The 10,380-nt window shown below is 33.6% G+C and carries 8 protein-coding genes and 2 pseudogenes; 6 read left to right on the forward strand and 4 right to left on the reverse strand.

Features of this window, described 5'->3' with window-relative positions; genetic code table 11:
- Positions 1–162: 162 nt before the first annotated feature.
- Positions 163–543: a MerR family transcriptional regulator gene (locus tag ACUXEY_RS27895; protein WP_376905487.1), complete on the reverse strand. Its 381-nt coding sequence runs from the start codon at positions 541–543 to the stop codon at positions 163–165.
- Between the two features lie 16 nt (positions 544–559).
- Positions 560–1,270 carry an SDR family NAD(P)-dependent oxidoreductase gene (locus ACUXEY_RS27900; protein WP_376905325.1) on the reverse strand — a complete coding sequence of 237 codons (711 nt, stop codon included), beginning with the start codon at positions 1,268–1,270 and terminating at the stop codon, positions 560–562.
- Between the two features lie 189 nt (positions 1,271–1,459).
- On the opposite strand from ACUXEY_RS27900, the gene fumC reads away from it, so the two are divergent.
- Positions 1,460–2,848 carry a class II fumarate hydratase gene (fumC, locus tag ACUXEY_RS27905; protein WP_461302063.1) on the forward strand — a complete coding sequence of 463 codons (1,389 nt, stop codon included), beginning with the start codon at positions 1,460–1,462 and terminating at the stop codon, positions 2,846–2,848.
- Positions 2,849–2,935: 87 nt separating this feature from the next.
- Here the strand turns inward: fumC and ACUXEY_RS27910 are convergent, their stop codons facing one another.
- Entirely contained in the window at positions 2,936–3,358 is a 423-nt protein-coding gene (locus ACUXEY_RS27910; RefSeq protein WP_461302064.1) for a PH domain-containing protein, read from the reverse strand.
- Positions 3,359–3,719: 361 nt separating this feature from the next.
- Positions 3,720–3,863, reverse strand: a pseudogene (locus tag ACUXEY_RS27915) (MBL fold metallo-hydrolase); the annotation flags it as partial.
- Between the two features lie 253 nt (positions 3,864–4,116).
- Here ACUXEY_RS27915 and ACUXEY_RS27920 point away from each other — a divergent pair.
- From ACUXEY_RS27920 to ACUXEY_RS27940, 5 genes and pseudogenes are all read left to right on the forward strand, one after another.
- Complete coding sequence (locus ACUXEY_RS27920) at positions 4,117–4,881, forward strand: DUF2087 domain-containing protein (protein WP_087958266.1); 765 nt, start codon at positions 4,117–4,119, stop codon at positions 4,879–4,881.
- 99 nt (positions 4,882–4,980) lie between these two features.
- Positions 4,981–6,390 carry an MATE family efflux transporter gene (locus ACUXEY_RS27925; protein WP_000804154.1) on the forward strand — a complete coding sequence of 470 codons (1,410 nt, stop codon included), beginning with the start codon at positions 4,981–4,983 and terminating at the stop codon, positions 6,388–6,390.
- A gap of 250 nt (positions 6,391–6,640) precedes the next feature.
- On the forward strand, positions 6,641–7,759 hold the full coding sequence (locus ACUXEY_RS27930; protein ID WP_098431611.1) for a tyrosine-type recombinase/integrase: 1,119 nt from the start codon (positions 6,641–6,643) through the stop codon (positions 7,757–7,759).
- Positions 7,760–7,772: 13 nt separating this feature from the next.
- Positions 7,773–9,880, forward strand: a pseudogene (locus tag ACUXEY_RS27935) (tyrosine-type recombinase/integrase).
- Positions 9,873–10,253, forward strand: a complete 381-nt coding sequence (locus ACUXEY_RS27940; RefSeq protein ID WP_461302065.1) for a DUF6262 family protein — start codon at positions 9,873–9,875, stop codon at positions 10,251–10,253. Before ACUXEY_RS27935 ends, ACUXEY_RS27940 begins: the two are co-directional and overlap by 8 nt.
- The last annotated feature ends 127 nt before the right edge of the window (positions 10,254–10,380 follow it).

Below are 10,380 nucleotides of genomic sequence, written 5' to 3' on the forward strand. Positions count from 1 at the left end.
AAAGGGGTTAGTGGTGGGCTATTTTTCTAAATTCTATGATTTTATATTGTTTTCTTTCACTAAAATCAAAAAAGATTCCGGAGTGTTGGGAACCCTTTCAGGGTTTCCCAACACTCTGAAAATAAAAAAATCACCTTCTACATATTGTAGAAGGTGATTTTTTTATTTTGTAATAGGAGTTGAAGAAGTTATCTCGTCCTCATATTTAGCGATCTTTTGTTGTATCTTTTTTAAGTTTTTTTCAGTGTCTTGAATGAGTTGTAAAACATTGGTCTCCTGTTGTTGCATTAATTCCAATCGTCGAAGGATTGTAGATTCTCCCTCCATAGACCAGTCGATAAATTGTTTTATTTTTTGAATGGGCATACCGGTGTTTTTTAAGCATAAAATCATCTCTAAATATTTCAGTGCTTCTTCATCGAAAACTCGATCTCCTTTTTCATTTCTTTTAAGAAAAGGGAACAGTCCCTGTTTATCGTAATAACGTATTTGAGAAATAGTTAAGAGGTGCATTTTGGCGACTTGTCCAATTGTATAATACATATCGTTCATCCCTTTATTACCAAGGTATAATGCCATCTTTATTTAGTATTTTACCATTATAGTTTGTTTCACTTAATGCATATTTAATAATAATTTTAGCACTTTCATTAGTCGTATGGCCGCCTGGGGAATTTCCATTTAGGTCAGTAGTTGTAAAACCAGGAGTTACTCCGAAAATTTCTGGACCGTTAGTGCCAAATTCTTTGCTAAAAGCTAATGTTAAAGCATTAATAGCTGTTTTTGAAGAATTATATCCTAATGTATTAATCGGGTGTGTTTCACCACTAGCAAACATTGTTAGTGAGGCCATGTCAGTTGTTACATTTATAATTTTGCTGTTACTTGATTTTTTTAATAATGGTAAAAAGGCTTGCACCATTTGGAATGTTCCAAAAAAGTTAACTTCAAATCCTTGGCGTAAAGTTTCAATATTTAATTCACTAGGTAGCGTATGGAAGTCGAGTGCTATGCCTGCGTTATTGATTAATAAATCTAAGTGGTCAGTCGTTTCATGGATCTTTTTGATTGCTTCTTGAATGGATTGAGCACTAGAAATATCCACTTGAATATAGGAAACGTTTGAAACATGTAAAGATTCTACGGCTTGTTGTCCAAGTTGTTTATTACGAGCACCTAAAAATACGTGATAGTCTTTTTCTGCTAATTGACGAACGAGTTCATATCCGATCCCTTTATTCGCACCTGTTATGAAAGCATATTTTTTCATTTTGAATTCCTCCAGTAGTGTTATAGTAGGTTACAATGGAAAGGATACAGCCTAAACTTAAGTTTAGGTCAAGAGGAATCTTCAAAAAAACATTGAATATTTGTATATATAAGTGAGAATTCTTATCATTTGATTGAAAGTCTGTTAATATAAGAGATGTAGGTATTATATTTTCAAGGGGATGAAAAAATGGAGTACAGAATTGAAAGAGATACAATAGGAGAAATAAAAGTTCCAGCTGATAAATTATGGGCAGCACAAACGCAACGTAGTAAAGAAAACTTCCCGATTGGAACAGAGCAAATGCCGCTTGAAATTGTACAAGCATTTGCCATTTTAAAGAAGAGTGCAGCGCTTAGTAATCAAAAATTAGGAAAGCTATCAGAAGAAAAAGCAGAAGCAATTGTGGCAGCAGCTGACGAAGTGATTGCAGGGAAATGGAATGAACATTTTCCACTTGTCGTATGGCAAACAGGTAGTGGTACACAGTCAAACATGAATGTGAATGAAGTAATTGCAAATCGAGGGAATCAAATTTTGAAAGAGAAGGGATCCGACGTACATATTCATCCGAACGATGATGTGAACATGTCTCAAAGCTCAAATGATACATTTCCAACGGCACTTCATGTAGCATGTGTAATCGCAGTAGAAAATCACGTCTTACCAGCAATTACGAAATTAAAAGAAATGTTAGCAGAAAAAGTAATTGCATTTGAACATATTATAAAAATTGGTCGCACACACTTACAAGATGCAACACCGTTAACATTAGGACAAGAAATTAGCGGATGGCACCGTATGCTTGAAAAAACAGAGCGTATGATTGCTGAGAGTAATACATATATGAAAGAGCTTGCAATTGGTGGTACTGCAGTTGGAACAGGTATTAATGCTCATCCTAAATTTGGTGAGATGGTGTCAGAGGAAATTAGCCGATTTACAGGTAAGCAATTTATTTCTGCACCAAATAAGTTCCACGCATTAACGAGCCATGATGAAGTTGTATATACACATGGTGCATTAAAAGCATTAGCAGCTGATTTAATGAAAATCGCTAACGATGTGCGCTGGCTGGCAAGTGGTCCACGTAGTGGTCTAGGAGAAATTATTATTCCGGCAAATGAGCCAGGAAGCTCTATTATGCCAGGTAAAGTAAATCCAACGCAAAGTGAAGCGTTAACGATGGTTGTAGCGCAAGTGATGGGAAATGACGCAACAATCGGATTTGCCGCGAGTCAAGGTAATTTTGAGTTAAACGTATTTAAACCTGTTATTGCGTATAACTTCCTACAATCCGCTCACTTATTAGCAGATGCAATTGTTTCGTTTAATGATAATTGTGCAGTAGGTATTGAAGCAGATGAAGAAGTAATTAAAGAGAATGTGAATCGTTCATTAATGCTTGTTACAGCATTAAACCCGCATATCGGATATGAAAATGCAGCGAAAATTGCGAAGCATGCTCATAAAGATGGATTAACGCTAAAAGAAGCAGCATTGCAATCTGGACTACTAACAGAAGAGCAATTTGATGAAATTGTAGATCCGAAAAAAATGATTGCTCCGAAAGAGTAATAAAAAAAGCCGAGATTCTTTGTTTAGAATCTTGGCTTTTTTAATATTTATCTCTTCTATTTGTATTACTGTAAGTGCCAAAATATATTATTTGTTAGCAGACATATTCAATACTTTCATATGCGGACAGTTTTCTTTTAAGGCTGAAATGAATTTTTCTTCTTCTTGAGGTATAAAAACAGTTACGGAGTCAAATAAATTGTAATGGATTTCTAATTGCTGTCTAGTCCATTTCATTGAATGAAGTTTTTTACCAGAGTATTTAACGTGACGAATGTCTTCAAATGGAATTTCGGTATGAAATATGAAACCGTGTTTTACAATAAGAGATGATGCAGTGATATGGTAGTGAGAAAAATAGAATGAAGAAAGATTTACGACATTTAGCAGCATCATGAGAGTGAAAAAAATAGAATTTTCATTTTGGAAGAATAGCGAAATGAAAAAAATTATGATAAATAATGAAATAAAAATGACGTGAAATGGATTTTTTTTCGCTTTAAATTTCAAGTTAGTCACCCCAGTATACGTGTTCTTTAACTAAATTAAATCATAACATCGTGATAAAACGTGTAAATATGCAGAATTGCATATTCCTTCAGCTTATTATTCATGTAAAATTTCTTGATGGGATAAATTCAAAAGAAGTTTTGTAATAGTGGAGTGGCATGAAGTGACTTACAAGAATAGAAAGGTAGCGTTAGTCATAATTAGTTGTATGATGATTATGGGTAGTTGTGCTAATACATTTGTTGAAGATCGAAATCGAAAGCATATATTTGTAGAGGTAAGTAAGGCTTTAGTCGAGGTTATAAATAGAATATATAATGGATAAAAGGTATTTCCATATAAGGAAATACTTTTTTTGTAGTTAAATTAAGTTTTGGAATGAGTGAGTACCAGTTCCGTGTTGAATGAGGTTGTTATCACTCGAATATTGAATAACGTATTTTACTTTTTTCAGTATAGTAGGCGGAAGACTAAAAGTATGATGTGAGCCGGAAATTTGTTTAACAGTCAACAAAGTATCTTGCAGAATAGTCATGTTTTGTTTCGCATCCTATCTTCATTCATGTATTAAATACATTCGCTTTTTGTTACTTTAAGTCCTTTAAAAAAAATTAAATAGATGTTTTTTATAAAAGTTTGTAGAATCGGTAAACGAAACGTTGAAATGTTTATGTGTGGTGTGTTAAAATGATGAGGTGATAGTAAACGTTATTGGAATTTGTCTGTTTTTAAATAGACGATTTAAAGGAGTGTTTAGTATGAGTGATATTTCAGAGAAGTTTTGGGATGCGTCGGTTGAGGAATTGAAGAAAGGGTATGTGTTTGAAGCGGAAGCAGAGGAGTATATTTGTTTAGCTTGTGGAGAAGCGTTTATTAAGGGCGTAATTTATCAAGATAATCAAGTTCTGTATGAAGCAGAGAAGTTTGTACAATTGCATGTGCAAAATGAACATACGTCTATGTTTGATTATTTATTAAATCTTGATAAGAAGTACACTGGTTTAACTGATTTGCAAAAGAAGATGGTTCAGTTTTTCCATATGGGGCTGAATGATAAAGAGATTGTAAAAGAGATGGATGGCGGAAGTACATCAACTATTCGTAATCATCGATTTACACTTCGAGAGAAAATGAAGCAAGCGAAAGTGTTTTTAGCGTTAATGGAACTGTCGGAAGAAAAATCAAAAGTACAAACGAAATTTGTACCGATTCATAGAACCGCAACGATGGTAGATGATCGTTACAATATTACGGAAGAAGAAAATGATGAAGTATTAAAAGCACATTTTACAGAAGGATTAGATGGACCGCTTTCTAAATTTCCGAAAAAGCAAAAGCGTAAATTAATTATATTACGCCATTTAGTGACGAAGTTTGATAGTAATAAAAAGTACACTGAAAAAGAAGTAAATACTGTCATAGAAAGCATTTACCCGGATTTTGTAACTTTAAGAAGATATTTAATCGAATATGGATTTTTAGATAGAACAGCTGATGGAAGCGAATATTGGGTGAAGTTATAATAATACGGAAAAGAAAATGAATAGAAGCACATCATTATAATAACTATACAAAGAGATAGAAGTTGAAAAACAGATTTTTAATAAAAGGAGAAATGAAATTTGAAACCACCTACAGATAACAATAAAGAGGGTGCGGAGTCACATAAGCTAGAGAGTGAGAGTAAACCAATTTGGAAATCGATGTCCATGTTTTTAGTACCGTTACTATTAAGTAATGTACTACAATCAATTGGACAATTATTCGGTATGGTAGTAGTAGGAAGATGGCTTGGAGTGAATGATTTAGCGGCCATCTCAGCATTCTTCCCACTATTTTTCTTACTCGTTTCATTTGTAATTGGTATTGGTTCAGGTAGTTCGATTTTAATTGGTCAGGCGTTTGGTGCTAAAAACGAAGATCGTTTAAAAGCAATCGTTGGTACGACACTGACATTTACCTTTATTATTGGAGTTGTGTTGGCGATAGTAGGTAGCATTTTTGCGATGGATATTATGCGCCTTATGGGAACGCCAGAAAATATTATTGATATAAGTGTTCATTACGCGCGTATTTTATTTATATCGATGCCAGTCTTATTTTTATATTTTGCATACACAACGTTTATGAGAGGTACAGGAGATTCTAAAACGCCATTTTACTTTTTAATTGTAAGTACCGCACTAAATATGATTTTATTACCGATTCTTATTTTTGGATGGTTAGGAGCTCCGAAATTAGATGTGTATGGAGCAGCCTATGCTTCTGTTATATCTACAGTTATTACGTTTATTGTCATGTTAGTGTATTTAAAGAAGAAAAATCACCCACTACAATTAGATAGTACGGTAAGAAAATATCTTCGCATGGATGGGGAGTTATTAAAGCTATTGCTGCGACTCGGAATTCCAGCGAGTATTAATATGATATTAGTTTCATTATCTGAAATTGCGGTAATCGCGTTTGTAAATCGTTACGGTTCGGATGCAACAGCAGCATATGGCGTCGTGAACCAAGTTGCAAGTTATGTACAAATGCCAGCCGTTAGCCTTGGTATTACAGTTTCTATTTTTGCAGCGCAATCAATTGGTGCAAATCAATTCGATCGACTGCAGAAAGTTGTGAAGGCCGGAATTATTATGAACTACGTCATCGGTGGTGTGCTAATATCTCTTATTTACTTGTTCTCAAGAGACATTCTATCACTATTTTTAACGAGTCAAACTACAATTGAAATTGCTCATAGCCTCGTTATGATTACGTTATGGAGTTATTTAATTTTCGGTCATGCACAAATTATTAGTGCGACAATGCGAGCAAGTGGTACAGTATTATGGCCAACTGTTATCGGCGTCGTATCAATTTGGCTTGTTGAAGTACCTGTAGCATATTATCTTTCTTACCATACAAGTCTTGGTATAGAAGGGATATGGATTGGATACCCAGCAGCATTTATTGTTAGCTTAATTTTACAGTATGCATATTATAAGCTTTCATGGCAGAAGAAACGAATTACACGATTAGTAAGTTAAATCATGCAAATGTCCCTAAGTTATTATTTAAATAGACTAAACTAAGAAGAGGATATTATGTTCAATATATGAGCATATATCCTCTTTTCTTATACGTATTAGATTAGTTATACAGATATTGAAAATATAGTTCAGTATGTATATAATATTCAGAAAAATATGTATACTTTAAGTGGTAGACGTAGCCCATAGCGGGAGACGTAGTGAGGTCTTTAGACCGAGCGTTAATATTTTTTAGGGGTGAAGTGCGATGAGGGTACAAGAGGTTCTCATAGAGAATAACAAAAGATACATTTTACTAGATCGAGAAGGATTCCCTATAATGCCTGTTATGAAATATATAAAGTATTTAGATAAGACAGGGAAAAGACCTAATACTCAAAAAACATATTGTTATTCCTTAAAACATTTTTATACCTACTTAGAAGAAACAAACAAAGATTACAAGTTTATTAGATTAGAAGATTTAGTTAGGTTTGTGGGGTGGTTAAGAAGCCCCTATCAGAGTTCAAATGTTACTCCTCTTCAACAAAAGAAAGCAAAGCGAACGGAAAAAACAATTAACCATACAATTACCGTTATAGCAAACTTCTATGACTACCTCTACCGAAATGAAGAATTACAAAATGACATGATGGAAAAGTTAATGAAGCAAGTATTTACAGGAGGATACTCACGTTACAAAAGTTTCTTACATCATGTTAATAAGGACAAGCCATCAATCAGAAACATACTGAAATTAAAAGAACCACGTAAAAGAGTAGAAACACTCAAAAAAGAAGAAGTACAACAAGTATTACAAGCAACCACTAATATACGAGATAAGTTCTTAATTCAATTGTTATTTGAAACCGGATTGCGTATTGGAGAAGCTCTCTCTCTTTTCATGGAGGATTTTGTTTATGACCATCAAAAAGGGCATCGGATTAGTTTAGTAGAGCGGGGGGAATTAGAAAACAGTGCGATGTTAAAAACAGGAGAACGTGAAATTTATGTATCACAATCCTTAATGGATTTATATGATGATTACCTGTATGAAGTGCTTGATGAATTAGACTTGGATTCAAACTTTGTTTTTGTAAAACTGAGAGGAAAAGATGTAGGAAAACCAATGGAATATTGGAACGTTGAGTCTCTATTTAAGCGATTAAAAAAGAAAACAGGGATAAACCTACATCCTCATCTATTTCGTCACACACACGCTACAATTTTCTACCAGAAAACAAAGGATATTAAGCAAGTGCAAGAACGATTAGGACATTCTCAAATTCAAACAACAATGAATCTATACCTACATCCTTCGGATGAAGATATTCGAGAAGAGTGGCATAAAGCACAATCCGAATTTAATCTAAAGAAAAAAAACTGAAAGGAATTACTATATGAAACAAATCAAGGATGTTCAGGTAGAGGAAATAGGCTTTCATGAAGGCTTGCAAAGAGAACTTTCAACATATCCTGAAAAAACAGTACATGAAGATGGTTCTGTTTCAATTGAACAAGTATACAACCCATATTTCGTAGTTAATGACAAATGGAATGTCCACTTTTTGGGGGAAATTAACCAGTTCGAAAAAATGGTAACAAACTACAAATATTCAAATATAAATATTCATTTTTCTTTTACCAACCCTTCAATTAATTTAGAAGTGAAATATGTATATTATCAACAACTCTTTAACGATTTATGGACAATTACAAGTGCTTTTATGGCTCAAGGTCCATTAAGAAAAATGACAGAGTTCATAAACGAGAAATACCCCAAAATATCATCTCTTTTAAATTTGGATATTGAAAAAGCAGAACGAGAATATTTATTTTGGTTGAATAAGAAAGGAATAAAAACTCACTTCACACAAAAAAAAAGTATTAAATAATGTGACTTCTAAAACACCAGTAGTATTTTTTTAAGGAACGTTTATACTGCTCTATTCCAATTTACCGATAAACGTGAAGAATGGGAAAAAGACAAGTGGGATATTCGTAATTTACATGATAAATATGGTATTGACTACAATAAAAGTATAGATTTTTACAAACTTGATTTCTCAAAGATTGATGAAATGGTTCGTGAACAAGTTAAAAAATATTTTAAGCAACGATTAATCAGTAAAAACAAGTTTTCTACGGGGACAGCACGGGATTATCTACAATATATATCATCGTTTTTTAAGTTTATATTTTCATTGGAACCAACATGGAAAGACTTAAAGCTTCTAAGAAGAACACATATTGAGCAGTATATCGAACATTTACATGAATACGTTAAAAATAATTTAAAAAAACGTAACGCTCACCCTGCAAGTTATGTTGCGAGATCGCTGTCTTATCTACAAAAATTCCTTGCAGATATTCAACGGTATGAGTTCGATATGGCTCCCAAAGCTAATGTTAAATTATTAATTTTCCCTGAAGATAAACCAAACCTAAGAAAGAAGTCAATTGAACAAATTGACTATATTCCTGACTATGTATTAGAGCAACTTTTTACTCATATTGATGATTTGCCTAAAGAGGCTGTCCCTGTCGTTTGGATTGCGTTTAAAACAGGACTTAGAATTTCAGATGTATTAGGTTTAACCTCTGGTTGTTTAGTAAAATTAAATGCTCAATACTCCATTGAAACCGATATTGAAAAAACATATGTAAAAGGGCATCGAATTCCGATTGATAGTGAATTAGCAGATATTCTTGCGGTTCTTATCGAGAAATCAAAAGAACTTAGCAATCAAGACAATAATCCTGAAGGATATATTTTTGTTCGTTATCGTGGTCAACGAAAAGGTAAACCATTCGACCAAAAATATATTAGAACCTAACTAAATATATTAGCAAAGCAAAAAAATATTAAGGATGAAAATAGTAACCTATTTCATTTTAAAACTCACCAATTCCGACATACTTATGGAGTAAAGATGTTAAACGGTGGTGCGGATATTCTTACGGTACAAGAGTTATTAGCGCATGCATCCCCCGAAATGACATTAAGGTATGCCAAGCTATTAGATAATACGAAAAGAAAAGCCTTTGAATCGGTCATAAAGCAAGGTATTTTTAGCTTTGATTTAAATGGTGAAGTACAAGAAATTAAATCAGGAGAAGATATTCCAACAGACATATTGGATGCCTTATGGCAAGACCACAAGCTAAATGCGATGGACAACCTTATGGAACGTGTCATGCTCGACTGAACGGAAATTGCCCTCATATGGAAGCGCCACTTTGCCTAACTTGTGGTGATAATCAAACGCCATGTAAAGACTTAGCAGTAGGGTTTTCGGAATTAGATAAGGAAAAATATGAACTTCACATTAAAACAACCATGAAAGCTATTGAAATAGCAAAACAAAAGGGGCGAGAAGATATAGTTGAGAAAAATGAAAAAAATTTACAACGTTATCAAAACATTTTCAATACCCTACAAGAAGGAAATATTATCTTTGGTAGGCAAGAGCGGATGAAAAGAAAGTTAGGTGTTAAAAATGGCTGAATATGACCGTCAAGAACAGCTGAGAGCAATCCATGCATCCAGAAAAGCAATCACTTCGCAAAAGGTGGATAAAGCTATCCAAAGGCTCGTACGAGCCAATGAGCTCATCAATTTTAATAGTGTGTCAAGCGAGGCCGGTGTAGCTAAAGCAACGCTGTACAACAATCAGAAACTGCGTGATCGAATTGAATCATTACGCCATCAACAAGCTCAAGCACTAACTTCGAAACAAATTAAGCGGAAAATAAATGACAGTAACAAAGATGCAATCATTGAATCTTTGAAGCGAAGAATCAAGAAAGTTGAAGAAGAAAACAAACAATTACGGAATCAACTAAAAGTGGTATATGCAGACGTATATAAACAGATATAAACAAATAGAAAGGTGTAATTTTATTGCATATAGGGGTAGCACCACACATCCATCAACTTAAGGTATATTTTCAAACAAAATGCGGTCTTTCCATATAGTTTTTTATTATCTTTTGTAGATTTTATAA

Source organism: Bacillus sp. F9_6S_D1_P_5, from assembly GCF_054823925.1.